Origin of the sequence: Arthrobacter sp. B6, assembly GCF_001663775.1 — a bacterium.
Taxonomy (GTDB): Bacteria; Actinomycetota; Actinomycetes; order Actinomycetales; family Micrococcaceae; genus Arthrobacter.
Window position 1 is genome coordinate 2,211,753 of record NZ_KV467168.1, and the last position, 25,437, is coordinate 2,237,189.

Consider the following 25,437-nt stretch of genomic DNA (forward strand, 5'->3'; position numbering starts at 1 on the left):
ATGCGCAGCAAGCTCGCTGAACGGCTGAGTGCCCCGGGCATCCGTTTCAAGGCCCTGCCCTGGGGCTCACGCATCGCCCTCCTCTTCCTCATCATGATTGTGCTCGCGGCCGTGTTCGCACCGGTCATCGCCCCGCACGATCCGCTGGAGACCTTCATCCCGGCCACCCCGCCGGGAGCCGAGCACTTCTTCGGCACCGACCGGCTGGGCCGCGACATCTTCTCCCGCCTGCTGTTCGGCGCCCAGTCCTCGCTTCTGATCGGCCTCGGCGCCGTGATCCTGGCCATCCTGGTGGGCGCCCTGCTGGGCTCCTTCGCGGCGACGTCCAGCAAGGCCGTGAACGAACTGATCATGCGCCTCATGGACATCCTGATGGCGTTCCCGGGTATCGCCCTGGCCGCCGTGCTGCTGGCGGCGTTCGGCAACTCGGTTCCCACCATCATCATCGCGATCGCCATCATCTACACCCCGCAGCTGGCCCGCGTGGTCCGCGCCAACGTGCTGTCCCAGTACGGCGAGGACTACGTCCGTGCCGAGCGCGTGATCGGCGCCGGCCGCTTCTACATCCTGCTCAAGCACATTGTGCGCAACACCGCGGCTCCCGTCCTGGTCTTCGCCACGGTCATGGTGGCCGACGCCATCATCCTCGAGGCCTCGCTGTCCTTCCTCGGTGCCGGCGTGCAGGATCCCGCACCCTCGTGGGGCAACGTGATTTCCTACGGCCGCAACCTGGTCCTGTCCGGCGGCTGGTGGGCCACCACCTTCGCCGGTGCCACCATCCTGCTGACCGTGCTCTCGCTGAACATCCTCGCCGAAGGCCTCACCGACGCGATGGTGAACCCGAGACTGCGCAAGGCAGTGACAGTGAAGGACGACGACGGTTCGGCAGCGGCAGTTTCCGGCGCAGCGGTGGGTGCCGCCGTCGAACCTGTTGATACCCAGGTGGCGACGTCCGTGGCCCAGCCGTCGGTAGTGGAGGAACACGAGCTCGACACCGTCCGCGCCTCCTACGGTGATGTCCTCACCGAGGAGCACTACAACGAGGCCGCCATCCTTTCCGATCCTAAGCTCGCCGCGGCGAACCCGCACCTGCTGCTGGACAGGGAACTGGAACTGCTCTCCGCCATCGAGGCCCAGCGCACTGACCGCCTCCCCCAGGTTCCGGCCGGCGCCCGCACCGTCCTGGAGGTCAGGAACCTGTCCATCCGGTTCCCCGGCCGCTTCGGCGACACCGCGATCGTGGACAACGTCTCCTTCACGGTCCGCGAAGGCGAAACCATGGGCCTGGTGGGCGAATCCGGCTGCGGCAAGTCCATCACCTCCCTCGCGGTCATGGGCCTGCTGCCCAGGACCGCGGAGGTCACCGGATCCATCACATTCGACGGCAAGGAACTCCTGGATCCTGCCACCAGGCACAGCAGCACCAAAGCCTATGAGGGCCTGCGCGGCGAGCAGATCGCCATGGTCTACCAGGACGCCCTGAGCTCCCTGAACCCGTCCATGAAGATCAAGGACCAGATGGAGCAGTTGACCAAGCGCGGCGGCCGGAAGACCCCCACCGAGCTGCTGGAAATGGTCAAGCTCGATCCCGTCCGCACGCTCGCCAGCTACCCGCACGAGCTCTCCGGCGGCCAGCGCCAGCGCGTGCTGATCGCCATGGCTCTGTCCCGCTCGCCGAAGATCGTGGTGGCCGATGAGCCCACCACCGCCCTGGACGTCACCGTCCAGAAACAGGTGGTGGACCTGCTCAACGAACTCCGTGAACAGCTCGGCTTCGCTATGGTCTTCGTCAGCCACGACCTCGCCCTGGTGGCATCCCTGGCCCACCGCATCACGGTGATGTACGCCGGCCAGGTGGTGGAGTCCGCCCAGGCTTCGGAGTTGCTGCAGAACCCCAGGCACGAATACACCCGTGGGCTGCTGGGTGCCGTCCTTTCCATTGAGGCCGACGCCGTCCGCCTGCACCAGATCCCCGGCACCGTGCCGTCACCACGCGACTTCGCGCCGGGTGACCGCTTCGCCCCGCGGTCCCTGCGGTCCGACGCCGACCCCAACCAGCAGCTGGTCCTCACCTCCGTCGGCGCCGCCGGCCGCGGGGATGCCGACCACTATTGGGCGAGCCACCTGAAGGAGGATGCAAAATGAGCATTTCCACCGGCAAGCCGGTCATCGAGCTCAAGGACGTGAAGGTCCACCACCACGCACGCGGCGGCGGGCTCTTCCGCCCGAACATCGTCAAAGCCGTTGACGGCGTCGACTTCAGCATCAGCCGCGGCGAAACCGTGGGCATCGTGGGCGAGTCCGGCTGCGGCAAGTCCACGCTCGCGTCAGTGCTGGTGGGGCTGCAGGCCCCGACATCGGGCGAAGTGCTTTTCCACGGCAAGCCCGCCATCAAACGGAACGCGGCCATGCGCAAGGAATTCGGCCGCTCAGTGTCCGTGGTCTTCCAGGACCCGGCCACCGCGCTGAACCCGCGCATGACAGTGCAGGACATCCTCACCGACCCCCTGCAGATCCACGGCATCGGCACGGCCGCCACCCGCGCGGCCAAGGTCAGGGAACTGCTGGCCCTCGTGGGCCTGCCGCAGTCCGCGGCCGAGGTGACGCCGTCGCAGGTTTCCGGCGGCCAGCGCCAGCGTGTGGCGATCGCCCGCGCCCTGGCCCTGGATCCGGACATCATCGTGGCGGACGAGCCGACGTCGGCCCTGGACGTTTCAGTCCGGGCGCAGGTGCTGAACCTGCTCTCTGACCTGAAGACCCAGCTGAACCTCGGCATGGTGTTCATCTCCCACGACATCCAGACCGTCCGCTACGTCTCGGACCGGATCTGCGTCATGTACTTCGGCAAGATCGTGGAACAGGGCCCCGCGGCGCAGGTCTTCGACAGCCCCGCCAACGACTACACCAAGAAGCTGCTGGGCGCCGCCCCGAGCCTCCTCCACATCTAGCTTTCCCCTCATCAGCTACAACCAACGGAGAATTCACGTGCCTACCCAGTTCCAGGGCGTCATCCCGCCCGTCGTCACCCCCCGCCACGCGGACGGCAGCATCGACACCGCCTCGCTGCAGAACCTCACCAAGCACCTGCTCGACGGCGGCGTGTCCGGACTTTTTGTCCTGGGCTCCTCCGCCGAGGTCCCCTACATGACCAACGCGGAGCGTGAACTGGTGGTCAGCACCATCGCGGAGGCCAACGCATCTGCTGGTGCTAAAGCGGTGCCCCTGATTGTGGGTGCCAACGAGCAGACCACCCAGCGTGTGATCGAGGAGGCACGGAAAGTCGTGGATCTCGGGGCGGACGCCATCGTGGTCACCTCCATGTACTACGCCATCGGCAACGCGGAGGAGACCGAAACGCACTTCCGCACCATCCACGCCGCGGTCGACAAACCGATCTTCGCGTACGACGTTCCCGTCCGCACGCACTTCAAGCTCCCCACCGACCTGCTGGTCCGCCTGGGCCGCGACGGCGTGATCGCCGGCGTCAAGGACTCCTCCGGCGACGACGTCTCGTTCCGCCAGCTGCTCCTGGCGGCGCGCGGCATCGACAACTTCGACATCTTCACCGGCCACGAAGTGGTGGTTGACGGCGCCCTCCTGGGTGGCGCACAGGGCGTAGTCCCCGGCCTCGGCAACGTTGACCCCCGCGGCTACCGCAACCTGTTCGACGCCGCACAGGCCGGCGACTGGGCCAAGGCCGCCGCCGAACAGGACCGGCTCGCGGACCTGTTCGAAATCGTCTACACCCCCAACGGCCGCGTCTCCGGCGGGGCCGCCGGGCTCGGGGCGTTCAAAACCGCACTGCAGATCATGGGCGTCATCGAATCCAACACCATGAGCGTGCCCATGCCTTCGTTGAACGAAAGCGAGACCACCGCCATCAAAGTCATCCTGGAACGCAACGGCCTGGTGTAGTTGGCCGTGGCAGGGGGCGCGCTGGGCATGCTCCTTTTGCCGGCTGCTGCGCTCGTTCCTCACGCAACAACGCAGCCTACGCAAAAGAACCATGGCCAGCGCGGCCAGACCAGGCACTTAAGTGCCGGCAAGGCGGCGGGTTGGCGCCGACCCAGCCACAACGAACCTAACCCGCACTTAAGAGAACATAGGGACAAGTCATGCTGTACGCGATCGGTGTTGATCTTGGTGGCACTAAGACTGCTGCCGGGGTTGTTTCCGGGGATGGGGAGGTCTTGTTTTCGGAGACCGTTCCTACGCTGAACCGCGACGGTGGCGGGGCGATCCTGGATGCTACTGCGGCACTGGTTTCGGGGCTCATCGCGCGGGCCGCGGCCGCCGGGACCGCCGTCGAGCACGTTGGCGTTGGGTCTGCCGGCGTTATTGATGCGTCGCGCGGGGTGGTGGTTTCTGCAACTGATGCCATTCGGGGGTGGGCCGGGACTGAACTGGCTGCCGGGCTTGCTTCGCGGCTGGGCTTGCCGCCGTCGGCCGTTCACGCCGTGAACGACGTCCATGCCCATGCGCTTGGGGAAGCGTGGACCGGTGCGGCTGCCGGAACGGCGAGTTCGCTCCTGGTGGCCTTCGGCACCGGCGTCGGGGGCAGCTTTGTTTTGCAGGGGCGTCCTGTCCTGGGTCACCGGCATGTGGGAGGGCACGTGGGGCACTTTGCCTCCCCGTACGCGTTCGACGGCGGCACCCCGCTCCCCTGCGTCTGCGGCGGTTCCGGCCACGTGGAGGCCATCGCCTCCGGCCCTGCGGTGCGCGATGCGTATGTCCGCTTCGGCGGGCCGGCGGCGGCCCCGGACGCCCGAGCCGTCTTTGCCTTTGCTGCCAACGGCGATCCTTGGGCTGTGCGGGCGGTCGGAGTGGGAGCTGCCGCGGCCGGCCAGGCCGTGGGTGGCCTCGCCAACATCCTTGATCCCGAAGTAGTGGTGGTTTCCGGCGGCCTGGCCGACGCCGGCGGGCCCTGGTGGCGGCCCATGGAGCTGGCCCTGCGCTCCGAGCTGCTTCCCTCCCTCGCGGATCTGCCCGTCCTCCCGGCGGCCCTTGGCAACGCCGCCGCCATGGTGGGCGCAGCCAGCCTTGTCCTCGCCGCCGCCCCTACGCCCCAAAGGAACCGACTGTGATCCTCACCCCCGAAGCCCTCGAGTCCCTGCGCGGGCGCCTCATTGTGTCCTGCCAGGCGTACCCGGGCGAGCCCATGCGTGACCCGCGCACCACAGGCCAGGTGGCGGCGTCGGCCGTGATCGGAGGGGCTGCGGCGATCCGCGTCCAGGGCCTGGCCGACGTTCAGTCCACCCGCACCGCCGTCGAAGTCCCGGTGATTGGTTTGTGGAAGGACGGGCACGACGGCGTCTTCATTACCCCCACGCTCCGCCACGCCCTGGCCGTGGCCAACGCCGGCGCCCACGTGGTGGCTGTGGACGGCACCCGCAGGGCCCGTCCGGACGGACTGAACCTCGCACAAACCGTGGCGGGCATTCATGCGGATTCGCATGCCCTGGTCATGGCGGACTGCGGCTCGTTCGAGGACGCCGCTGCAGCGGTCGAGGCCGGCGCTGACCTGATCGGAACCACGCTGGCCGGGTATTCCGGCGAGCGCCCCAAGACAGACGGGCCCGACCTGGCCCTGCTTCAGGAAATCGCAGCCGCCGGGTTCGGTGTGCCGCTGATTGCCGAAGGCCGCATCCACACCCCGGCGCAGGCCCGCCAGGCCCTCGACGCCGGCGCTTTCGCCGTCGTCGTGGGGACTGCGATCACACACCCGGCCACGATTACGGGCTGGTTCACGGCGGCGCTGGAGGCCTGAGCGATGGGCCACCCACGTGCATGTGCCGCCTAAGAACCGACCGTGGGTGTGGCCCTGAAGGCGTTAACAGCCCTATCTGCGATGACCTCGGCGTCGCTTCCGGAATCAAGGATCGTATTCCGGGCTGATTCAGCATCGACCAAGACGGCCGTCACGGCGAGGCCGTCCGAAGCCTCGGTGGTCAACAGGGCGTCCACCTGAGCCGAGAAGCACGAGTCACTTGACTTGGAGTGAACGTCCATCGCCACCACGTGGTTGTTGGAGATGAAGTTGCCAACCCCCGCCATCAGCCGGATGATGACAGGCGTGGCACCCGCGGGGCGGATGGCCTCCGAGTCGATGACCTCGGAGAAGTGGTTGCCAATCACTGAATTGTTGTTGCCGCTGACGCAGAGAAGTCCGTTGAGGTCGTCCAGTCCGTTGTCCACTCCCAGGAACGGCGTCCAGGGCTCATGGTCACGTAGGAAGTGGTTGGTGCCCACAAGATTTTCCGAACTGTTCGCTGCGAGAACCACCATCCCCGGGTAGAACGAATGCAAACGGTTGTTGGTGACGCTTGACCGCGTGACGCCTTTGAAGTGGACGCTGCTCGAACCACGGGGGAAGACGTTGTTCGCGGTGACCAGGAGCCCGCCATGGTTCTCGGCGTAGATCGAGTGGCCCTTAAAGCCCGCTCCCACCAGGTTGTCGGTGATTTTTGACGCCTGCCCCCACCCGCGCAGCTCAATGCAGCTTCCGCACTCCGCGATGAAGTTGTCGCGGATGGACAGCGCGTCCGCGTTGTAGATGGTGAGGGCGTTCTCAAGGTAGACGAACCCCATGCCGTTGATGCGGAATGAGTCATTCTCATTCGCGACATAGATGCCGGTCTTGCCGTTGACGTAGGTGTTTTCCGCATGCATCCCCGAACCATCCGGTGTGAAGTGCAACCCGTCGATGCAGAAGTTGGCGAACTCGACCGAGCTGATCCGCGGGCTCCCGCTTCGCTCAACGTAGAAAGCGGCTCCCTTCGGTTCCTCGCCGTCTCCGCTGCGGGGAAGGTCAACGATAACGCGACTCCCGCCGGGCCACAGCTCGTGCAGATCGGGCCATTCGTTTTCGGGAACGTTGAACCGGATGCTCGACGACGTAAACCCGTGTCCCGATCCCTGGATTCGAAGGAAGCTGACGTCTATCACCACCTGCGTGCGGAGGTGGTAGTCCCCCGGCGGAATGTAGATCACCGCACCAGGCTTTCCGCCGTCATTCACATCAGTGGCCACTTGCCGCTCCTTGATGTCAGCGATGATGCTGTTGATGACTTCACCGACGTCCTTGGCCGGATTGCCGACTGGCCACGTAGTCACGTCGTAGCAGTTGTTGCTTGTCATAGGTTCTTTCCTTGGTGTTGTGTCCATCGCCGGTGTGCTGGACTTTTGGCGTTCCGGACCTTTCAGGACGTCAGGTGAGTGATGAGACCGCGAGCTTCAGTATTGTCGCTGAGCCGCCCACAGCCGATAGCCAGTTCTCCGGGTTTTCGGTTTCCGGGAAGATGAGATCAGTCAGGACGGTCTTGCCGCCCTGGGCGAACACTTCGACCGAGCAGTGGTCCACGACGATGAGCAATTTGAGCACACCCTTTTCAAGATCAACCGGTGCTGACTCGGCCGAAGCGAATTTCCCGTGGAAGCACGTGTTTCCTGATTGCCTGCGGTCAAGGGTGAGGTGGGCGCTGGTTGTGTTGTAGCTAAGAATGGTGCCCTCGCTCCCGTCACTGCTTCCGAAGAGCCGGAAATCAAAACGTTCGGCGCTTCCGGCCAGTATCTCCGCCTCGATGACCTGGGCGCTACCGGGTACCGGATCCGGCAAGCGGAGGGTTGAATTTCGCAGCTCAAAGGTGCCTGCGTTCATTTGGTCCCTGGCAGTAGGCAGCTCTTCTCCTGCGCAGGGGTCGGCCAGGACCGGTTGCTGGATCAGCCGGGCCGAGCCGTTGACTGCTGTGAGGCGCACTTCGCGGGCGAGGGTCATCGAGGACCGCCAGGGGGCGGTGGGCAGCTCGTTGGCGTAGTCCCAGTTGTTCATCCAGCCGATGATGATGCGCCGGTCATCCGGGGTGTTGCTAAAGGATACGGAGGCGTAGCAGTCACGTCCCCAGTCCAGCCACAGGCATTGCTGCAAGGCCGCAGCGCCCGCCTGGGGGTCCGGGAGGGAGGCCAGTCCGGCCGGCGCCACGAGTGAACCGGCGTCCGGGAGGAACCGGGCGCCGTCGAAATGCCCGATGAAGTACTGGCCGCCTGAACCTCCTGCCACGGCGCCAGGATTAACGTTCACGATCAGTACCCATTTGATGTTGTCCGGGTCCCCGTCCACTGCCAGGGGAAAGAGATCGGGACACTCCCATTCGCCGGCGTCGGCGTTGGCCGGGCCGAAATCGCTCAGGAAGTCCCAGGATTTGAGGTCTTCCGAACGGTAGAAGACCACCTTCTGGTGTTGGGCTTCGACGGCGACCATCACCCAGCAGGCGCCGTGGTCCCCTTGGTACCGGAAGACTTTGGGATCGCGGAAGTGAGCGGAGTCCCTGGTGAGGACAGGGTTTCTGTCGTACTTTTGCCACGTCATGCCTGCGTCTGTGCTGTGGGCGAGACACTGGGCCTGCCTGCCCCTGTGTTCGGACGCGGCTTTGTAGGCACTGGTGTAAATGGCTACGAGGGCAGGGGCGTCCGCCGTGCCGAACCCGGAGGTGTTGCCGTGGTCGACGACGACACTGCCTGAGTAGATGTCCGCTGTCTCGTCGCAGGCAATGGCAACAGGGTGTTCCGTCCAGTGCAGCAGATCATGGGAGGTGGCGTGGCCCCAGGACATGTTGCCCCAGACGTTGCCGTACGGGTTGTTTTGGTAGAAGAGGTGGTACAGGCCGTCGTGGAAAACCAGGCCGTTGGGATCGTTCAGCCAGGTATCCCTTGCCGTGAAGTGGATGGCAGGCCGGAACCTGGAGGTTCCGGCCTGGAATGTTTCAGGGCGTGCGGCATCAAGAAAGGCGGACATGTTCTGGCGTTCCTCTTGGGACGTGGAAGGGGCTGGCTGCCTATTGCCGGGGAGCCGCGATGGAATCGCGGCGCACCAGGGGGCAGCTCAGAATGGTCGGGTGGGGTGCCATGAGGGCAAGGTCGGTCTTCCCCTCGACGGCGTCAATCAGGTGCTCGGTGGCCCAAGCACCCATCTCGTAGTGAGGCAGGGCCACGGTGGTGAGGCCCGGGTGAAGGTTGGCGGCGATCAGTTCCTGGTCATCGAAGCCGACCACTGAAAGGTCAGCGGGGATGCTGAGTCCCAACTCGGCGGCTGCGCGGTAGGCTCCCATAGCCATTCGGTCGTTGTAGCAGAACAAGCCGGTGGGCCGGTCCTCGCGTGCCAGGATCCGCCTGGCCGCTTCGTAGCCTCCTTGCACCTCGGAGACCTCGGACTCGACAGGTGCCGCGTCGCCGTCGAGCCCTGCTTCAGTCAGCGTGGCCCGGAAGGCATGGAGCCGCTGGCTGGTGGCCGGGACATCGTCGGTGTTGTTGATGAAGCCCACCCGGGTGTGGCCCGCTGCGAGGAGCGCGCCCACGGCGGCGCGTGCACCGCCTTCTTCGTCCGGGATCACGGCTGTGATGTTTCCGCCGGTGGCCACCGAGTCGACCAGGACGGAGGGCACGCTGCCGAGGTTGGCCGGCAGCTCCACGTTGCGGTGGTACATGGTGGCATAGAGGATGCCGTCCACCCGGCGTTCAAGGAGGGCCTCGACGTCGGCCTGCCGGGATTCGAGGCTGGCTGAGCCGGAGGTGTTGATGATCATGAGGTTGTACCCTCGGGCTTTGGCGGCCTCGTCAGCGCCGAGAATGATGTGCCCGGCGTGTGGTGTGGTGGCGATACCCTCGCTGACCAGACCCAGCATGCCGGTCCTCTGGGTGCGAAGGGCCTGCGCAAGGCGGTTGGGCCCATAACCCAGTTGCTCCGCAATGCTCCTGACCTTGCCCCTGGTTTCGGGGCTGATTCGGGCATAGGCAACCTCATTGAGGACGTGGGAGACAGTTGTCACGGAGACGCCGGCGGCGACGGCCACATCCTTGATGCCGATGTTCTTGTTGCTCATCTGTCTCCCACGTCCTAATGGTTGGTGAAGCTCTTGGGGGCCGGGTTTGTTGTTGCTGGCCTAGCCCTTGACGGCGCCGAGCGTCATGCCTGCGACGATCTTGCGCTGCAGGAGAAGGGTGAGGAGGATGACCGGGATGGAGTAGACGGTGGCCAGCGCCGTCATGGATCCCCAGTCCAGGCCGAACTGGGTCTGGAAGTTTGCGATCACGACAGGTGTGGTCTGCGAACGGATTGCGGTCATCAGGAGTGCGAAGAGGAATTCGTTCCAGGACGCCAGGAAGGCGAAGATCGCGGTGACGGCGACGCCGCCGGAGACCACCGGGATCACCACCCGCCAGAGGGCACCGAGCCTGCTGCAGCCGTCCACGGTGGCCGCTTCCTCCAGGTCTTTGGGAACCGCTTCAAAGAAGCTGGACATCAGCCAGATCGAGAGCGGCAGCGAGATGGTGGTGTGGGCGACGGACAGGGCTATGGGCGTATCTGACAGCCCCACGGACGCCATCATCGAAGCCAGCGGAATACCGATCGCCACCGGTGGCACCATGCGGGTGACCAGGGCGGCCATGATGAAGATCCGGCCGCTCAGGGTCTTGTACCTGGTGATGCCGTACGCTGCCGGCACAGCCAGCAGCAGCGAGAGCACGGTGCTGATGACGGCCGTCTGGATGCTGTTGATGAAGGACGCCAGGACTCCGTTGCGGCCCAGCCCGTTGGTGTAGTTTTCCAGCGTCCACTCCTTGGGGAGAATGGTCGGCGGCACCGCGATGGCATCGATCGGGGTCTTGAAGGACGTGAAAAGCAGGTACAGGAACGGAAAACCGTAGAGCACCATCGCTGCCGCGAGGAGGATCCACAGCAGGGTCCTGGTGCTCCGGCGGCCCGCTTCCAGGCCCTCCCGGTTGACGCCGCGGCGCTTGCGGCCGCGGCTGCCCGTGGTGGTTGGCACGTAAAGTCCGGCAACGTCCGGTGCCAGCTTCCCGCCGTCGTTCTTGGTTCTTTCAGCGACGCGCATCAGTTGTCCTTTCCTGGCCGCCAGATGGTGGACACCGCGACGAACGCGACGGCGAGCATGGCCAGCAGGTAGAGGGTGCCCATGGCGCTTGCCAGCCCTGGATCACCGAACCGGATCATGGTCCGGTAGATCAGCAGGCTCATGGTTTCCGAGGCGGACTGCGGGCCGCCGTTGGTTTGGATGAGGATGGTGTCGAACGCCCGGGCAGCGTCGATTCCACGAACCACCAGGGCGACGGCGATGACCGGCCGCAGGAGGGGCAGGATGATCCGGAACAGCATGGCCGGTGCGCGTGCACCGTCAAGGCGTGCAGCCTCGATGAGGTCTCCGGGGATGTTCTGCAGCCCGGCGAAAAGCACCAGGCACATAAACGAGGTGGTCAGCCAGATATCCGGAATGGCGACGGAGTAGAGCACGATATTCGGGTCCGAGAGCCAGCCGATCTGGTTGGGGTTGGACAGGATCCCGGCCTGGTGCAGGAGGGTTCCGATGAGGCCGAAGTTGTCGATCATCAGGAACTTCCAGAGGAGCCCTGCCACGATCGGGGCGATCATCAGCGGGTACATGAACACGGTTCGCCAGATTTGCGAGCTTCGCCCCAGGGTGGTGAACAGCAGCGCCATGCCCAGGCCGAGGGCAAACTCGAGGGTGACAACGATCAGGGTGTAGGCCAGGGTCCGCCAGCCGGCACCGATGAAGGCGTCGGAGGCGAAGGCCCGGAAGTAGTTATCCAGGCCCACGAAGTCCCTGGGGCCGCCGGCAATCGGCGAGATTTTGAAGAAGCTGTCCGCCACGAGGCGGAACAGCGGGAAGGCGACAAAGACTGCCAGGAACAGCGCCGCTGGTGTCATCAGGAACAATGCGAAGCGGCGATCGGAGATACGCACGGTTTTCTCTTCCGCTGGTTGGGAGCCGTGGCCGGCACCGGTTACTCAAGTGCCGGCCACGGAGGTCTTACTTAAGGAGGTCCTCGATCTGCTTTTTCGCGTCGGCGAGGAGAGTGGCGGAATCTCCGCCGGCCACGGCCTTCTGCAGCATGGGAACCAGTACCGTGTCCACTATCTGCTGCCACTTCTCGGTGGCGGGGCGGGTGGCGGTGGCTTTGCCGTTGAGGGTTTCGATGAGCGGCCCGAAGCTTTCGTAGCCTTCCTTGTCCTGGTACTTCTCGAATGCGGAGATCCGGGAGGCCAGGCCGAGGCTGGATTCGATGCCCATGCTGTTGTGGTCATAGGCGCACTGGACGAACTTTTTGGCCGCTTCGGTGTTCTTGGTGGCCTTGGGAACCGTGAGGTACCAGGGGCCCGGGACACCGGCCACGCCGGCGCTGCCGGCGATCATGGGAGCCGTGCCAACCTTGCCGGCCACCGGCGAGTCCGTGGGGATCTGCCGGTAGGCGTGGGCCCAGAAGCGGGTCATCGCCGTCTGGCCTTGGTTGAACAGGTTCTGTGCCGCGTTCCAGTCCACCTGGGCCGCGCCGGACGGCGCTGACTTGGTGAGCCCGACATAGAAGTCCAGGGCTTCCTTGTGGGCGGCGTTGTCGATGACCACCTTGTTGTTTTCATCGAGGATCATGGGTGAGCCGGCCTGCAGGACGTGGGCGAGCCATTCGGTTTCCACGGCGCCCTTGACGTCGGTGCCGTACATCCCGTCCCTGGTGAAGAATTCGGAGATGTCCTGGTACTGCTGCCACGTGGTGGGTGCGGCGAGCTCGTAGCCGTACTGGGCCTGGAAGTCAGCCTTGTTCTTGGCGTCTTCGAAGAGGTCCTTGCGGTAGAGGATGATTTCGGCGTTGGTCCAGGCGGGCAGTCCGATGAAGTGCCCGTCCACGTTCGCTTCCTTCACGAGTGCGGGGAAGATGTCCTGTTTGGCCTCGTCAGTGAAGATTTCGTCGATGGGCTGGAGGGCGTCCTTGAAGCTGGGCAGCCAGACGGAGTCCAGGGCTGCGACGTCAAAGGAGACGTTGCCGGAGGAGAATTCGCTGGAGAGGCGGTTGAACATGCCGTCGTAGGGCAGTTCGACAAAGTTGGCCTCGACTCCGGTGTCCTTCTTGCACTGCTCGGCTACGCCGGTCAGTTCGGCGCGGCCGCCGCCTTCGACGAGGACGTTGATGGTGCTGGTGCCGGCGCTACCCGTGGATGTCGGGCCCCCCGCGCCGCACCCGGTGGCTACCAGTGCGACGGCGGTGCAGATGCCGCCGATGGTGGCGAACCTGTTGATGGTCTTTCGAGTGGACATCGCTGTCGACTCACTTTCTCTCGAACGGAAATGGCGAGACTGAATCTGGGGTGAAAAATCGTTTTGCTAAAACGACTTGGCATTCACCCTAGGACCAATATTTGAGAAGTGTCAAGTGTCACATCGGTCGGCATTCCGCCTATTGACGACGTTGGGCAATAGGCCCTAGTGTCATCCTGGACCGGTTCGATAAATCGTTTTGGCAACGGGGTGCTTCCGCACGCACCGCCCTACTTGATGTCCGCTGAGAGCCTGAAACTCAGCCTGAAAGGTCGAGGGTTAGATCCGCGGGTGGACTCGCGGCCATGCGATTTCAGAGATCGTCTTCGGGCCGGGCCGCGAGGATCCGCTTGGCCCTGACCTGCAGGATGCCGAGCGACTCCTGGACCAGGGGTGATGCGAGGCTGCCCCTGCGCACCGCAGCGACAATGCGGCGCGCGGGCTTCCCTTTGCCAGTAATCCGCAGTCGAACCACGTTTTCGGCACTGTGCAGCGGCGCCAACCGCGGCAGCAGGCCCACGCCCAGCCCCGCACCCACAAAGGCGATCTGGGTTTCCCATTCAACGGCCTCATGCGCAATCCGCGGCGTCACCCCGACTGCCGTGAACGCCGCGGTGAAAAGGGAATGGTAGGTGGAACCGGCGGCCTCGGTGATCCAGGGTTCCGACGCCAGCTCTTCAAGCGTCACCGTTTCCCGCGATGCCAACGGATGGTTGGAGGGGATGATCACGTCCAGGGGATCGTCGAGCAGAACGGTCTGCTCGAAGCGCGGATCGTCCTCAACATAGGTGTCGGACTGCATGGCGACGATGACCGCGAGGTCGATTCGCTCGGCAACCAACAAGTCGAAGCAGCGGGCCGGGTTGGCCTCGAGTACCTGCACCTCCAGCAGGGGGCGTGTTGAACGCAGGGTGGCGGCCAGCGGCGCGAGCAACTGGGCGGCCGCCGTGGAGAATCCGCCGAGGCCAAAACGGGACTGCACCTGGTCACCGGCCGCCATGGCCGCGGAGCGCAGGCTCTCCCATTCCGCGATGAGGGTGTCCGAGCCCGCCACGAGAAAGCGGCCCGTGGCGGTCAGCCTCACGCCCCGGCCGTCCTTCGTCAGCAGCTGCATTCCGAGCACGCGCTGGAGCTCCCGCAACTGCGCGGAGACAGCGGAGGGAGAATAGCCTGTGAGCTCCGCGGTTGCGCCAACGGTGCCGCACCGGGCAAACACTCGAAGCGTGATGAGCCGTGGATCGATCATGCACCTATTGTGCACGGTTATCTTCTAAAGGTTGCGCTTTTATTGCAGTTGATTCGTCCCTAATCTCATGACTAGAAGGTTTTACGACCACTGCCTGCAGCGACGCAGCGGTGATCGTCGCCACAAATCGCACACTTACCCACGCCTCCCGGGAGGAACCACATGTCTGCTCCAGTCTTGCCCCTCAATTCACGCGGAAAACTCGCTTCATCATTGCCTGCCGAGCAGCTGGCGGAAATCACGGAGTTGTTCGACCTCCGGCGCAAGGGCTACTCCCTCGATGCGCCCTTCTACACCGATGCCACGATTTTCAAAATCGACATGGAGGCCATTTTTGGCCAGCACTGGATCTTTGCCGCCAGCATCGCCGAGCTGCCGGAGCCGGGCGACTACGTCACCGTGGACTACGGGCCCTACTCCCTGATCGTGCTGCGCAACGACGACGGCGGCGTGAACGTCCTGCACAATGTGTGCCGTCACCGCGGCGCCCGCGTCCTGACCGAGCCCGCAGGGTCAACAGGCAACCTGGTATGCGGCTACCACTCCTGGACCTACTCCCCGGAGGGGAATCTGATCCATGCCTCGGCACCGGGGGAAACGAAGTTCGACAAGGGCTGCTTCGGCCTCAAGCGCGCCCACAGCCGCGTGGTGGCCGGACTCATCTTCGTCTGCATTGCGGACGAACCGCCGGCGGATTTCGACGAAACCGCCAAGATCTTCGAGCCCTACCTCGCGCCCCACGATCTGTCGAAGACGAAAATCGCCTACCAGCAGAACATCGTCGAGGAGGGCAACTGGAAGCTCGTCATGGAGAACAACCGTGAGTGCTACCACTGCGACGGCCACCCGGAACTCGCCTGTTCCCTCTTTCCCACCTGGGGCCTGACGGAGGGCCTGATCCCGGCCCACCTTGAGGAAGTGTGGGACCGCAACAAGGAAGCACAGTCATCGCTCGAGGAGCGTTGCCGCCGCTATGGCCTCCCCTATGAGGTGGTGGAGGAACTCGACACGCGCATCGCAGGAATCCGCATCTCCCGTGAATCGCTCGACGGCGACGGCGAATCGTTCTCGCCCGATGGGCACAGGCTCTCCAAGAAGCTGCTCGGCGACTTGCGGGACTTCCGCCTTGGCCGCTGCTCGATGCACCTGCAGCCCAACAGCTGGTTCCACTTCCAGAGCGACCACGTCATCACGTTCGGCGTTTTCCCCATCAACGAACACCAGTCCCTGGTGCGCACCACCTGGCTGGTAGCTGACGACGCCGAGGAAGGCGTCGACTACGATCTGGAGAAACTCACCTACACCTGGAAGCAGACCAATCTGCAGGACAAGGCGTTCGTGGAGCTGTGCCAGACGGGCGCCGGCAGCCCCGCCTACGAGCCCGGCCCCTACATGAAGAGCGAGTACCAGGTCGAGGCATTCATCAACTGGTACGTGCAGCGCGTGCAGGAGCACTTGGCATGATTGAACTCCTCACTGAGACGGCGACCCAGGAACCACAGCGTATTCGCGGTCTTGAGATGCCGTGGAACAGGGTAATGGGCAGCACCGAAGGACCCGCCCGCGCCGCCCATGCATTGGGCCCCTGGCATCCGCAGGAGTTCATGGCGGAATGTGTCGAGACCGTTCCCGAGGTGGGCGGCATGATGACCTTCGTGTTCCGCCGCTGCGACGGTGCACCCCTGGCGTTCCGTGCGGGCCAGTACGTGAACGTCGCCTTTCCCGTGAACGGCGAGGACCAGGATCCGGTGGACCGCAGCTACTCGCTGTCCAGTTCGCCCACGCAGCCGTGGACCTTCAACATCACAGTCAAACGCGACGCCACTGGACTGGTCTCACCGTGGGTACACGAGAACGTCAAACCTGGCACCGTCCTCGAGATGCTCGGACCGGTCGGAGCATTCCACCTGCCCGATGCCGACCGGCGGGCACGGTACCTCTTGCTGGCCGCCGGCGCAGGCATCACCCCCATCATGTCGATGTTGCGGACCATCCACTCCCTGCCCGGAACGGCCGATGTCGTGGTGCTCTACCACGGAGCGGAGGCCGGAGGATTTGCCTTCCACCAGGAGCTGGCCTACATCGCCTCCGTGGACTCGCGAGTCAAGGTCTTCTACGCCCTGGGCGACCGCAGTAAACCCGAAGGGTGGGAATGGCTCAGCGGAAGGCTGACGGCGGCCATGCTCGAGGAGGTTGCCCCCGATGCCAACGGCCGCCAGGTCTATGCCTGCGGCCCCGAGGGTTACCTGAACACCGCCACCGAGCTCCTGGGGAAGGTCGGCGTCGACGACACCTCCATCAACATGGAATTCTTCACGGGAGATCGCCAGACGATCCTTGAATACCAGGCGGAGATCGCGCTTGCGGTAGACATTGCAGAGGAAATCGCCGAGGAAATCGCCGATTCCGCCGAGGACTACTATGAAGGCCAGCCCACAGCGTTCGGGCTCTACGAGCCCGGCTACAACGCCGAGGGACCACTGAAGGCCACGGGGCTGCCGCTGGAAACCGTCGACCCGGACGCACCCGGTGCCGACGCCACCGACGGCAGCCCGGACGCGGGGCCGGAGGCCGGGTCCCCCGATGCCTCGACCTTCGACACTGTCGGAACGGGAAGCCTCACCCTGTCCTTCATGCGGACCGGCATCAATGTGCGCATCGACCCGACCGAACACATCCTCGGGCCGGCCCAGCGTGCGGGCGTCAGGATCGGTGCGAACTGCAAGGAAGGCATGTGCGGCTCCTGCAAGGTGGTCAAGCTTTCCGGGGAGATCGAGATGAACCACCAGGGCGGGATCCGGGCCCGGGAAATCGATGCAGGCAAGTTCCTGCCCTGCTGCTCCACCGCGCGGACCGACATGGTGATCGATGCCTAGCCGCTTCCAACTGCTAGTGCGGACCGGGTTGCGATTCCTGTTTTCTCGTCCGGCACCTGTCTCCGTCGGGGACGCACCAACGACAACTACTTCGGGTCCACGGAACCCACGGTAAAGCTGGGGAAGGCGGAGTACTCCGCCTTCCCCAGAGGACTCTGCCTAACACCCCCTGACAGATGTGGGAGTGGCCGTTGGAGTGGGGCGGTAACTCGCCGGAACGTCCGCCGTTAGGCGTTGAGGACGAATGTCGACACGCTTTGGGCTGGCAACGGTGCGGTGAAGCCATTTCCCGTTCCGGAAATATCCGGTTGCTTCTCAAGGTTGCGGGTAGAGTCTGTCACCCAGGACCGAACCTGACGGACCCGGGTTTCCTCCAGGATTATTGGCTGAGTGACAGCACTGACCGTTGTGTTGACGACGACCACGACGACCTGGCCATCGTTGCCGATGTACGCGGAGGTAAGCACGCCGGCTTGGGGCTCCTTGGTCGTATCAATGCGTGCGTAGCCTGGTCGGATGAACTTCGTGAAGTGGGCGATCATGTAGCCCCGCTTGCTGATGGATCCGTCCTCGAGAATCGGGCCGTAACCTCGCCTGATGTACCACCATACGTAAGTTTGAAACTCAGCGTCCGCAAGAGAATGGTGGACGTGCTCGGCCACGCGGAGAGCTTCCGGCCAGAGGTTTGCCGAGCTGGAGCTGTTGGGGTAATACACCTCGGTCATCCACAACTCCTTGCCCGCACCCTTCTCCTGGAAGAGCGGGTAAGTAAAGTCCTGGTACTTGGTCCCATACAGATGGGCGCCGATGATGTCCACGTTGGCAAGAGCCGCGGGATCATTGAGGATGGGGTCCGACACTGACTTTACATACTGGTAGGATTCCGGCGCGATGATGCGTGCGTCGATCTGGCCGGCATAGTCGCGCAGGAAGCGGTTCAGCTCCTCCGTGGTCCACCACGTCCAGGTGTGGGCGTAATCGGGCTCGTTCTGGATCGAGATCCCGTAAAGCTCCACGCCGTTGTCCCGCATGTAATGCACGAAGTCGTTCAGGTGCTGTGCATAGGCGCCGTAGGCGTCGTATCGCAGCCGTCGGGCAGAACCTGGGGGCGTGTACGCGGCGGCCATCAGGTAATCAAGAGCTGGACCGCCTGAACCTGTTGTTACCACCTTGACCGGCCATTTGCCCGGAGTCATTTGGGCCTGAATCGATTTCCACGCCCAGGTTCCGGCCGCCGTGGCGCTGAAGGTTACACCCGCCGCAACGAGGGCGCCCGCGACATAGATGTCCACGCGCACCTCACCTGTGGGGGCGGTGTACCGAAATGCCAGATTTTTGGTCCCCGAAGACCCGATGACAACGTCATTGAATTGGACACTCGCCCCCGAAGGGGCGTCGAACTGAACGTAGCCGCCGCCCTGGTAACCTGCGTGGTCGGTGGCGACATGGGCGTTTACGAGCACACCCGCCTCGGCCTCGTACTGGCTGCCCTGCGGCACCCCGCCGTCATGTTCGAAGTACTCAATGAGATCGGCGGGTGGGTTCCAGGGCGAAGCGAAAACCAGTGCGCCTTTTGCTGCTGCTGCCTTCGCCGTCCCGAGGTCAAGTGACCAATGTGCCTTGTCTTCATTTACGGGAATCCGCAGGATTGTGAGTCCGAGGTCGTTGCTGCCGTTGTCGAACGCGGTGTTCCTTTGTGATTCTGTGAGGTCGCCAATCCACTTGGCATGCGCCATTCCTCCGAAGCCTCGGATGGTCTGCCGCAGCCGCCCTGGTTCCAGCAGGAGTGCTCCCTTGCGCGCTTGAGGCGGCATAAGGGCGTTGCCGGAGGATGCGGCCCCGAGCACTAGTGGCACAGCAGCTATTCCGCCGGCCAGGACATTGCGGCGGCTAATCGCGGGGAGGGATGGCTTCGTTGTCATTGTTCTCTCGCATTCTTTCTTTTGGATCGATTGAAGTGTGACGGCCCTGCGGCGCCTAACGTCAGCGGACTATGACGGGGACGGGTGCTTGGGATGATGTGGAATTACCGGCGCGATCCCGGCCATTGAAAAACAGCTGATAAGGACCTGGCCGGAGAGCTGACGTATCCAGCTTCGTCTCCCATTGCTCCTTGCTCACTACGGCGTCCGCGGTAAGCGCTACAGTCCCTGGCTGCCCGGGCACTCGCAACTCCACGGTGACCTTCTCAATGCCCGCCTGCTCATCGCTGGCCGTTCCACTCACCGTCAAGGGGCCGTCCACATGGGTTCCGGGCCGGGGGTTGGTAATGGAGATGGCTGGCGATGTGTGGTCAGGTTCGGTGACCAGTGTGACGAGGGAGCGCGCCGGAAGTTTCAGGCTGGTGCGGTCGCCGGCAGCTGTGGCGATGTCGTTTGATGCTTCCACATTGTGCGTCGAATCTGTCAGATAGGCCGTCGCGGGGAGCTTGAGGTCAATGTCTGTGTTGATGGTTTCTGTGCCGGTGTTGATGATTTCCACTACTTGGGCGCCATTGGCGTTTCGGTAGGCGGAGATTTTCGCGTTGGCGATTTGGTGGTCAACCCCGATGCGTTCGGCATCCGGCTTTACGAACCGGCTGAAGGCTGAAAACGCGTAGAACCTTGAGGACACGCGGTAGGTGCCGGCCGTGTCGTTGATCTGCATGAGGGCTGCGGTGCCGCCCCTGGATGCCCCGAGCCAATACAGGTATGCGCCGGCGTTGGCTTGGGCGAGGGTGTCATGGATGTGCTCGGCGATTTTGATCCCATCGGTGACCTTTCCGCTGTCCCAGGCTTCATTCCAACCGTCTTTAACGCTGGACGGTGCCCATTCGGACATCCACGTGCGGACTGGTGCCTGAGGATCATAATCGGAACGGCCTGCGTAGGAATGGGCGGTGTAAACAGCGAGTTGTTCCAGGGCTGCGGGGTTGGCCTTGATGGCGTCCAGGTATTGCTCTCCTGCGGGCCAGCCGAATGAGTCGCAGCATGCTACGTCTATGCCGGCCTTCTGTGCGTAGGGACCGAAGTGAGCGACGAACTCGGCAGCCTGTTCGGGGGTGAACCGCATTGACTCGTAACTGGTGGTGTAGTCGGGTTCATTGGTAAACCCGATCGTGGCGATGTCGATCCCTTCCTGGGCATAGAACTTTGCATACTGAACCAGATAATTGGCATAGGCAGTGCGCCAGTCGCCGCTGTCGCAGGTGGTCCCCTGGAGACCGCAGAGAGTGCCTCCCTGGTTGTACGCTCCATTCGTCTTCATGTAGCCGGGGGCCGTCCATGCGTCGGCGTAGAAGTTGGAAACTCCTCGCTTCTGCGCTTCCTTCGCGAACCAAACCTGGCCGCTGTCCCATCCATCCCATACGTACTGGGGCTCAGCATCGGGGCCTCCCGGATCCGCCGGCTGGATGGAAATCATTTTGTCACCGGTTGCCGTCGGGCTCCCGCCGATTCCAAGCCGCAGGATACTTGGCGCCGCGCCCACTTTAGGATCCAGAAGCAGGCTCACTACCTCTTCCCGGGTCTGCTCAGGCAGATTATTAATCCATGCCGGGCGCTGGAAAGCGGTGGAGTAGCCAAAGCCCTCAATTTTCTGATGGGTTTCGTCCGGCAGCAGGTCGATGGCTGGGGAACCCAATGCCGATGATGCCGGTGCAGTCACCGCGCCCAGAACGACCACAGCTAGCACCGTGGGAACGGACAAGAACCGAAAAATCTTCACTTACCTTCTCCTTTGAAAGTTTCTTAGTTAATCCGAAAGCTAAAGATAGCCCGGGAGAATATATGGGTCAACAGAAGATGCAAATCTGGAGAAGCGGCGCGCAACTGCGCAGTGGTCAAAGGAAGTGGCGCGGGGAAGTTCTCGGAAAGTTTAGGGAACTCCGCAGCCCACTTGTTGGGTTTATTGCCAGGAGTGCCGGCCAAGCAGCCTTGCGCGCGGGCAGTCAGAGGGCATTCCGCTCCGCTTCCCTAGTTGCTGTTCCTCTCAAGGCGCGGCTTAAGGGTGGCCGAGAGCAGTGCCATCTACCGATGCCTATTTACTGAGGCAGGACGGCAGCTGTGAGTACGCCTGTGGGGCGCGTTCTAGGAGGCGAGGCCTGTGCGGTTCGGGTGTGGAAGGGGGTGGGTTGCTTCGGCAGTGGAGCCTCGCACGATCAGCTCAGTTCCGAGTTCGATCCGTTGCGGCAACTCTTCGTCACCTTCCAGGTGCCTAAGGAGCGCGCGCGTAGCCGTTTCGGCCATCTGGACCACAGGTTGACGGATGGTGGTGAGGCCGGGCTCAACCCATTCGGCGGCGGGAATATCGTCGAAGCCTATGATTGACAGGTCATCAGGGATGCTCATCCCGATGGACCGCGCGGCACGGTAGGCCCCCAGTGCCTGGGCGTCGTTTCCGGCGAATATGGCGGTGGGGCGGTCATCCAGCGACAGCAGTGTGCGGGTGGCCCGTTCGCCGGCTTCAATGGAGAAATCACCGGGTACCATAAGCGCCGGATCGGCATTAATTCCGGAACGGCGCATCGCGGCAAGGTACCCGTCTTCGCGGGCGCTGCTGCACTGCAGATCGTCACGGCCGCCGATCATGCCGACCCGCGTGTGTCCCAGCTTGAGCAGGTAATCCGTAGCTGTGAAAGCGCCGTCCCAGTTCGCTGCCCCGACCGTCAGGAGGTCCGGGCCCGGCTGCCCCACGGGGTCGATCAGGATCAGTGGGATACCAAGCGATTTGATGCGTTGGACCTGCTTCGAGTCCAATTCGTACACCGCCATCAGTACCCCGTCCGACTTCCGCTCGGCGAGGTTGGCGAGCCAGGAGCGGATTCGTGACCCGTCAGGGGAGAGGCTGCTCACCACGGTTCCGTAGCCGGCTTCCTGGGCCACCCTTTCGACGCCTTCGACGATCTCGCATGCCCATTCCGTGTTGATGGCAGGGAACACCAGATCGATCAGGCCGGCTTTCTTGCGTGGCTTCGCCGCCCGCCGCGCGTAGTCGCGGCGGGCGATGATTTCTTCTACTTTTGCGCGCGTCGCGGCTGCGACGTGGGAGTGGCCGTTGAGGACTTTGGAGACCGTGGGCACGGATACGCCGGCTTCGGCGGCGATTTCGCTGATCGTAGCTCGGCCTGCATCCTGCTTGGTCACCATCAGAGGTCCCTTCGTTAGCGCATACTAAACACCAACAGTTTCGGATAGTTGCCATGCCTGAATTCGCCCGCACATACCGAAAATCCTTTGTGTCCTGCGTACTCCTATCGTAGTCCTCGCTTCCTGTAAGTAGAAACTTTCCATCGAGTCAAGGGAAGCCAATTGCCGCCCGGTCAGGTCAGCCTGCCGCTGCGCACCCTCGGCCAGATACTTGTTCCAGGTTTCGGTCTTGCCGCCTACCAGGCGCACGGCTGCGGCATGAAAGTCTGCCAGAGCCGATACGCCGGACTCCTGCACGGCTGCTTTCAGCTCCAGGTACCCCTTCAATGCCAGGTCTCGCCTGCGTCGGGTGGCGGCTTCGGCGGCTGTGTCGCCGCTGTCGGCATCGCTGGGGATTAGGTGAGCGGCGCGCGAGTAAGCTTCGATGTCTACGAGGTGCTCGGGCGGGAATGTCATGACCGCGTCGCCGTTCTCGGGCAGGCCGGCGTTCTGCATGATGACGAGCACGCGCAGGTCCCCGGAGTCGTTAATGGCGCGATGGATTGTGCCAGGGGTAAACCAAACAACGGTACCTGTGGTGAGGGGGGTGGAGGTGAAGCCGCGTGAGTCGAGCGTCTCAAGCCTGCCGCTCCCTTGTTGTACTACATACGCCTCCGTGGAAGCAGTGTGCATATGCGGCGATCCGCCGGCTGCACCATCTGCACCCGGCCAATCGTAGATGCTGACCTCGGACACGGCAGTAGCGCCTGGGAATGAATTGCACATCTCAGGCCCAACTGTCCAGAGCGGCCTTCGCCGCGGCCGCCAGCGTGGTTGACGTTTCCGCGTCGGACTCGCCATCGGCGATGACGACGGCGTAGCGGTACCTGAGCGGTTCCCCTTCCTTGAAGGGGACTACTTCGCTGAAGAACGGGGCGGAGCCGAGGCAAGCGAACGGCGAGGAACGGGCGAACCACTGGTTGGACGCGCCACGGTTACCCTGGTCTTCGACGAACATGATGGTGGACTTCCGGCAGGTGCCATCGTGCTGGCCAGTGAAGGCGATCCAGGGTGAGCGGGTACCCATGAGTTCGTCGGAGCCGGTTCCGGCATCGGAGTGGAAGCTGCCGCCGCTGAATGCACGGGGTCCACGCCAGAACAGTCCACCGTAGCCTGCATTGTCTCGGCCTTCCGTGGTGGGGCTACCGATGCTGATTTCGGCGCCGGAGACATTGCTCATTTCGGTTTCGAACAGCAAGGCCCAAGCATTCCCGGAGGGAAGCAACTGGACTGCGAAGCGGCGCCGCTCCCTGATGAGGGGCGCGCCCTCCTCCCCGGACCGAGCGGGCTGGGCAGTCCAGAGCAAGGACTCGCTGGCTGATATCCCGGTTTCGGATTCCTCGATGCTGCTGAAGGCCTCGTGGTTCATCGCCCCATTGTTCTCGAGGTTCGAGTAGCCGGCCTCACGGGTGTAGGTTACGCCGCCCCAGAAATTGTGTTCGCCCACATTTGGCAGGGCCCAGGACAACCCCTTGTGCCATACGTGGTCCCAGGGACGGTAGATGGTAACCTCGTCCCCCTCAAGCGTGGTGAGCGGGTGAAAGTAAGGCCGGGGGCTTTCGTACTGGTCGTTCGTGGGGCGGTACGTGTAAGTGGCGATATCCTGCGCCCCGACTGAGAAGGTCAGGGAAATGCCATCGTCTGCGTAGCTTAGGATTTCTGTCAGGGCGCGCTGGGCTGTATTAGTCACAAGGTTCTCCATTGAATAGGTAGAGAGTTAAGAGCGGGATGTCGAGGCCAGGGCGCGGGTGCCGCGGCCCTCGCCGTCCATACCCCCATAGAAGGGGTGTCCAGGGACGATTTCACCCCGCCGGACCGGCCGGCCGGTAAAGGCTGAAGCATAAATCGCGGCCGCAAGTTCAAGGGTTTGCCGCGCTGAATCGGCTCCGGCCGGGAGAGGGAGTCCTGCATCAAGCGCCTCATACATCGCCAAGAATTGCGCGGAGTGCCCACTGCCCCGCTCCAGGGGCTGTGAAGACCACGCGCCCGAAACCTGTTCCTCATGACCGGGCGCAGGAGTAATAGCCCAGTCGTTTGAGTTGTAACCGTAGAGGTGGCTGAGCTCAATCGTGGCGAATTCGCAGTCGATGCGGATATCCGAGGTTTCCCGTGGCGAAAGCAGCGAGTTGATGATGGTGGCCGCGGCACCGTTTTCGAACTGGAGCAGTGCCGCTGAGAGGTCCTCGGTGGATGTGGGGCGCGCCTGCCGGGATGCTATAGCAGTGACCTCCTCCCACGGCCCGAGCAGGTGGAGGAGGAGGTCGAACTGGTGGATGCCGTGACCCATAGTGGGTCCACCGCCCTCCGCTTCCCAAGTGCCGCGCCAGGGGAGGTCGAAGTATTCGTCGGGGCGGTACCAAAGTGTGTCGCAGCGAGCCACGAGGGGGCGGCCGAAATCGCCGCCTCCAATGAGGGAGCGGGCAGCGGTTGAGGCGTCGCCAAAGCGATGTTGGAACACGCACGAAAACTGCGCGCCGCCCTTGCTTTCGGCGGAACTGAGACGGTCAAAGTCGGCCAGGCTGAGGGCGGGAGGCTTCTCCGACAGGACATGGGCGCCGGCTTCAAGGCACTCGATTGCCTGGTCAATGTGGAGCATGGGTGGGGTGCACAGGTGCACAATGTCCGGCTTAGCTTCGGCCAGCAATTCCGCCAGACTCTGGTAGCGGCCGGGGATACCGTGTTGGTCGGCGAACGCCTGCAGACGAGCGTCGTCAACGTCGCAGGCTCCCACCAGCTCCGCTCGATTATCGGTTTGGGCCAGGTTTGACGCATGGAACGCTGCAATGCCGCCAGTTCCCACGATGGCCACTCTGTACGTCTTCATAGGAGTCCCTCTTGTCAGGATAAATCGGAAGCTATCCGAAAGTTTCAATGTGCCCCGTGGGCTCGGTTTTGTGCGTTTTGGCTGTAATTTTGCGGTTACCACCACGTTAGGGATGTGCGATGAACGAAGTCAAGACATTTCAAACCTAGAAACTAAACGGAAGTTTCTGATAGTTTTATGTAATCATTCGAAAAACCTGAGG

20 protein-coding genes are annotated in these 25,437 nt (G+C 63.4%); 7 read left to right on the forward strand and 13 right to left on the reverse strand.

The window, feature by feature from the left end; genetic code table 11:
* From AU175_RS09770 to AU175_RS09790, 5 genes are all read left to right on the forward strand, one after another.
* A complete protein-coding gene (locus AU175_RS09770; protein WP_066288015.1) occupies positions 1 to 2,145 on the forward strand; it encodes a dipeptide/oligopeptide/nickel ABC transporter permease/ATP-binding protein in 2,145 nt (714 codons plus the stop codon).
* On the forward strand, positions 2,142 to 2,948 hold the full coding sequence (locus AU175_RS09775; protein ID WP_066288018.1) for an ATP-binding cassette domain-containing protein: 807 nt from the start codon (positions 2,142 to 2,144) through the stop codon (positions 2,946 to 2,948). Before AU175_RS09770 ends, AU175_RS09775 begins: the two co-directional genes overlap by 4 nt.
* A gap of 37 nt (positions 2,949 to 2,985) precedes the next feature.
* Complete coding sequence (locus AU175_RS09780) at positions 2,986 to 3,915, forward strand: dihydrodipicolinate synthase family protein (RefSeq protein WP_066288020.1); 930 nt, start codon at positions 2,986 to 2,988, stop codon at positions 3,913 to 3,915.
* Between the two features lie 200 nt (positions 3,916 to 4,115).
* Positions 4,116 to 5,084 carry an ROK family protein gene (locus AU175_RS09785; protein WP_066288023.1) on the forward strand — a complete coding sequence of 323 codons (969 nt, stop codon included), beginning with the start codon at positions 4,116 to 4,118 and terminating at the stop codon, positions 5,082 to 5,084.
* A complete protein-coding gene (locus AU175_RS09790) occupies positions 5,081 to 5,767 on the forward strand; it encodes an N-acetylmannosamine-6-phosphate 2-epimerase (protein WP_066288027.1) in 687 nt (228 codons plus the stop codon). The genes AU175_RS09785 and AU175_RS09790 overlap by 4 nt, the downstream gene beginning before the upstream one ends.
* Positions 5,768 to 5,796: 29 nt before the next feature.
* On the opposite strand, the gene AU175_RS09795 is transcribed toward AU175_RS09790, so the two are convergent.
* The 7 genes from AU175_RS09795 to AU175_RS09825 all read right to left on the reverse strand — a co-directional run bounded on the left by AU175_RS09795 (position 5,797) and on the right by AU175_RS09825 (position 14,370).
* Positions 5,797 to 7,137: a NosD domain-containing protein gene (locus AU175_RS09795; RefSeq protein ID WP_066288029.1), complete on the reverse strand. Its 1,341-nt coding sequence runs from the start codon at positions 7,135 to 7,137 to the stop codon at positions 5,797 to 5,799.
* 70 nt (positions 7,138 to 7,207) lie between these two features.
* Complete coding sequence (locus AU175_RS09800) at positions 7,208 to 8,791, reverse strand: glycoside hydrolase family 32 protein (RefSeq protein ID WP_066288032.1); 1,584 nt, start codon at positions 8,789 to 8,791, stop codon at positions 7,208 to 7,210.
* 40 nt (positions 8,792 to 8,831) lie between these two features.
* Positions 8,832 to 9,875: a LacI family DNA-binding transcriptional regulator gene (locus tag AU175_RS09805; RefSeq protein WP_066288034.1), complete on the reverse strand. Its 1,044-nt coding sequence runs from the start codon at positions 9,873 to 9,875 to the stop codon at positions 8,832 to 8,834.
* A gap of 60 nt (positions 9,876 to 9,935) precedes the next feature.
* Positions 9,936 to 10,889, reverse strand: coding sequence for a carbohydrate ABC transporter permease (locus AU175_RS09810; RefSeq protein WP_066288036.1), 954 nt, complete (start codon positions 10,887 to 10,889; stop codon positions 9,936 to 9,938).
* Complete coding sequence (locus AU175_RS09815; protein WP_066288039.1) at positions 10,889 to 11,776, reverse strand: carbohydrate ABC transporter permease; 888 nt, start codon at positions 11,774 to 11,776, stop codon at positions 10,889 to 10,891. The genes AU175_RS09810 and AU175_RS09815 overlap by 1 nt, the downstream gene beginning before the upstream one ends.
* Positions 11,777 to 11,843: 67 nt before the next feature.
* Positions 11,844 to 13,124, reverse strand: a complete 1,281-nt coding sequence (locus tag AU175_RS09820; protein WP_066288045.1) for an ABC transporter substrate-binding protein — start codon at positions 13,122 to 13,124, stop codon at positions 11,844 to 11,846.
* A 313-nt stretch (positions 13,125 to 13,437) separates the two neighbouring features.
* Entirely contained in the window at positions 13,438 to 14,370 is a 933-nt protein-coding gene (locus tag AU175_RS09825) for a LysR family transcriptional regulator (RefSeq protein ID WP_066288049.1), read from the reverse strand.
* A 162-nt stretch (positions 14,371 to 14,532) separates the two neighbouring features.
* Here AU175_RS09825 and AU175_RS09830 point away from each other — a divergent pair, with 162 nt between their 5' ends.
* Positions 14,533 to 15,834 carry an aromatic ring-hydroxylating oxygenase subunit alpha gene (locus AU175_RS09830; RefSeq protein ID WP_066288053.1) on the forward strand — a complete coding sequence of 434 codons (1,302 nt, stop codon included), beginning with the start codon at positions 14,533 to 14,535 and terminating at the stop codon, positions 15,832 to 15,834.
* Positions 15,831 to 17,246, forward strand: coding sequence for a ferredoxin reductase (locus AU175_RS09835; protein ID WP_066288056.1), 1,416 nt, complete (start codon positions 15,831 to 15,833; stop codon positions 17,244 to 17,246). Before AU175_RS09830 ends, AU175_RS09835 begins: the two co-directional genes overlap by 4 nt.
* Before the next feature lie 227 nt (positions 17,247 to 17,473).
* Here the strand turns inward: AU175_RS09835 and AU175_RS22550 are convergent, their stop codons facing one another.
* The 6 genes from AU175_RS22550 to AU175_RS09865 form a co-directional block, all read right to left on the reverse strand.
* A complete protein-coding gene (locus AU175_RS22550) occupies positions 17,474 to 19,168 on the reverse strand; it encodes a glycoside hydrolase family 30 beta sandwich domain-containing protein (protein ID WP_269449480.1) in 1,695 nt (564 codons plus the stop codon).
* Positions 19,169 to 19,229: 61 nt separating this feature from the next.
* Positions 19,230 to 20,951, reverse strand: a complete 1,722-nt coding sequence (locus tag AU175_RS09845; RefSeq protein WP_066288061.1) for a glycoside hydrolase — start codon at positions 20,949 to 20,951, stop codon at positions 19,230 to 19,232.
* A gap of 362 nt (positions 20,952 to 21,313) precedes the next feature.
* On the reverse strand, positions 21,314 to 22,372 hold the full coding sequence (locus tag AU175_RS09850; RefSeq protein WP_066288064.1) for a LacI family DNA-binding transcriptional regulator: 1,059 nt from the start codon (positions 22,370 to 22,372) through the stop codon (positions 21,314 to 21,316).
* Positions 22,373 to 22,396: 24 nt separating this feature from the next.
* Positions 22,397 to 23,107, reverse strand: coding sequence for a cupin domain-containing protein (locus tag AU175_RS09855; RefSeq protein WP_231938513.1), 711 nt, complete (start codon positions 23,105 to 23,107; stop codon positions 22,397 to 22,399).
* 31 nt (positions 23,108 to 23,138) lie between these two features.
* Complete coding sequence (locus AU175_RS09860; protein WP_066288069.1) at positions 23,139 to 24,101, reverse strand: PmoA family protein; 963 nt, start codon at positions 24,099 to 24,101, stop codon at positions 23,139 to 23,141.
* A gap of 27 nt (positions 24,102 to 24,128) precedes the next feature.
* The gene (locus tag AU175_RS09865) at positions 24,129 to 25,235 is read right to left on the reverse strand and encodes a Gfo/Idh/MocA family protein (RefSeq protein ID WP_066288072.1); all 1,107 of its coding nucleotides are present in this window, start codon (positions 25,233 to 25,235) and stop codon (positions 24,129 to 24,131) included.
* Positions 25,236 to 25,437 lie beyond the last annotated feature (202 nt).

Coding starts and splice junctions, on each gene's coding strand:
- AU175_RS09835 (WP_066288056.1), top strand. CDS start 15,831: ATGATTGAACTCCTCACTGAGACGGCGACCCAGGAACCACAGCGTATT.
- AU175_RS09800 (WP_066288032.1), bottom strand. CDS start 8,791: ATGTCCGCCTTTCTTGATGCCGCACGCCCTGAAACATTCCAGGCCGGA.
- AU175_RS09805 (WP_066288034.1), bottom strand. CDS start 9,875: ATGAGCAACAAGAACATCGGCATCAAGGATGTGGCCGTCGCCGCCGGC.
- AU175_RS09865 (WP_066288072.1), bottom strand. CDS start 25,235: ATGAAGACGTACAGAGTGGCCATCGTGGGAACTGGCGGCATTGCAGCG.
- AU175_RS09820 (WP_066288045.1), bottom strand. CDS start 13,124: ATGTCCACTCGAAAGACCATCAACAGGTTCGCCACCATCGGCGGCATC.
- AU175_RS09825 (WP_066288049.1), bottom strand. CDS start 14,370: ATGATCGATCCACGGCTCATCACGCTTCGAGTGTTTGCCCGGTGCGGC.
- AU175_RS09830 (WP_066288053.1), top strand. CDS start 14,533: ATGTCTGCTCCAGTCTTGCCCCTCAATTCACGCGGAAAACTCGCTTCA.
- AU175_RS09775 (WP_066288018.1), top strand. CDS start 2,142: ATGAGCATTTCCACCGGCAAGCCGGTCATCGAGCTCAAGGACGTGAAG.
- AU175_RS09810 (WP_066288036.1), bottom strand. CDS start 10,889: ATGCGCGTCGCTGAAAGAACCAAGAACGACGGCGGGAAGCTGGCACCG.
- AU175_RS09850 (WP_066288064.1), bottom strand. CDS start 22,372: ATGGTGACCAAGCAGGATGCAGGCCGAGCTACGATCAGCGAAATCGCC.
- AU175_RS22550 (WP_269449480.1), bottom strand. CDS start 19,168: ATGACAACGAAGCCATCCCTCCCCGCGATTAGCCGCCGCAATGTCCTG.
- AU175_RS09785 (WP_066288023.1), top strand. CDS start 4,116: ATGCTGTACGCGATCGGTGTTGATCTTGGTGGCACTAAGACTGCTGCC.
- AU175_RS09770 (WP_066288015.1), top strand. CDS start 1: ATGCGCAGCAAGCTCGCTGAACGGCTGAGTGCCCCGGGCATCCGTTTC.
- AU175_RS09795 (WP_066288029.1), bottom strand. CDS start 7,137: ATGACAAGCAACAACTGCTACGACGTGACTACGTGGCCAGTCGGCAAT.